The 1,016-nt window shown below is 58.6% G+C and carries 1 protein-coding gene; it reads left to right on the top strand.

The features are described 5' to 3' along the window. Nucleotides 1–1,016 (top strand): DNA polymerase (locus tag RMO15_RS12580; protein WP_309712904.1); only part of this gene is annotated, 1,016 nt, incomplete at both ends.

Raw genomic sequence — 1,016 nt, 5'->3', positions numbered from 1 at the left:
CTCGCCGAAACAACTGGCGGAAGTGCTCTTTGAGACACTGAAGCTGCCGTCGGGGAAGAAGACCAAGACGGGCTACTCGACCGATGCGGACGTGCTGGAGCCCCTTGCGCTGGAGCATAAGATCGTCGCGGATGTGTTGCAGTATAGAGAGCTGGCGAAGCTCAAGAGCACCTACGCCGATGCGCTACCTGCATTGGTCAGAAGCGATGGACGGGTGCACACGTCGCTGAACCAGACTGTTGCGGCGACGGGGCGGCTGTCGTCGTCGAACCCCAATCTGCAGAACATTCCGATTCGCACGGCCATTGGGCGGGAGATTCGCAAGGCGTTTGTCGCGCCGAAAGGCCGGATTCTGCTCTCGGCGGACTACTCCCAGATCGAGCTGCGCATCTTTGCCCACGTGGCCAACGACGCGGACATGCGGGCGGCGTTCACGTCTGGCGAGGACATCCACAAGTACACAGCGAGCAAGGTGTATGGGGTTGCGCCGGGTGACGTGACGAGTGATATGCGGCGCGCGGCAAAAACGGTGAACTTTGCGGTGCTCTATGGCATCTCGGATTTTGCGCTGGCGCGGCAGTTGAAGATTCCGCAGGGCGAGGCGAAGGCGCTGAAAGAGTCGTACTTTGCGCGCTTTCCGGGTGTGAAGGTCTATCTCGACGCGACGATTGAGTTTGCCCAGAAAAACGGCTATGTCCAGACCCTCTTTGGCCGTCGGCGCTGGATTCCCGATATCAATAATCGCGTGTTTAACTTTCGTCAGGCAGCGGAGCGAGCGGCGGCGAACATGCCGATTCAGGGGCTGAGTGCGGATTTTATGAAAAAAGCCATGCTCTCGGTCTCGGCGATGCTCAAAGAAACCAAGCTCCCGGCCCTGTTGCTCTTGCAAGTCCACGATGAGCTGCTCTTTGAGGTAGACAAAGACGCGGCCCCCGAGCTTGGCACGAAAGTAAAGGTGTGTATGGAAAACGCCTACGCACTCTCAGTGAGCTTGGATGTCGAGGTGAAAACGGGCC

The organism is Armatimonas sp., from assembly GCF_031410135.1.
GTDB lineage: Bacteria > Armatimonadota > Armatimonadia > Armatimonadales > Armatimonadaceae > Armatimonas.
This window is presented reverse-complemented; position numbering and strand designations above follow the sequence as displayed.